At 58.9% G+C, this 511-nt stretch carries 1 protein-coding gene; it reads left to right on the forward strand.

Features of this window, described 5'->3' with window-relative positions; all coding sequences use genetic code 11:
* The coding region (locus JKL46_RS35155) for a hypothetical protein (protein ID WP_210381561.1) at window positions 1–304 on the forward strand (304 nt) is incomplete at its 5' end.
* Window positions 305–511: the final 207 nt, after the last annotated feature.

Raw genomic sequence — 511 nt, forward strand, 5'->3', positions numbered from 1 at the left:
CGCCCAGGATGGAATGCTCAAGTTTGACAGGGCAGAGGCTGTTGCCGGTCCGCTATCACGCCCCATAAAGAGCCTGCTTTATAGGGGCGCCTCAATCATGAAAACCGCAGCCGAATACAGAAAACACGCCGAGGAATGCCGGGTTCTCGCCAAGCAGGTTCCCGAGGGCGAACATCGCAATCAGCTTCTGGAGATGGCCCGGACTTGGGACAATCTGGCCAAGGATCGGGAAAGGTTGGTCCGCAACCATCCCGAACTCGACACCTCGAAAAATCCGACCAAGGCTCACGTACCTTCAAAGTAGCGGTTGAGGGTCGCGAAATTCGCATAATCCTCAGCACGAAACCGGCCACGCTGGGCTGATTCGCCTCCGACCGCGTTATCTGGGCGGAGGAGGGTGTGGCCATGATCCACGCTCCGCAAGCAGAACACCGCACGAACTGGCTCTTGGCGGCTCTCGAACCCGAGGACTTTGCGGCTCTGGAACCCCACCTGGAGGGGGTTGAGCTGA

The organism is Microvirga zambiensis WSM3693 (assembly GCF_016735695.1).
Classification (GTDB): domain Bacteria; phylum Pseudomonadota; class Alphaproteobacteria; order Rhizobiales; family Beijerinckiaceae; genus Microvirga; species Microvirga zambiensis.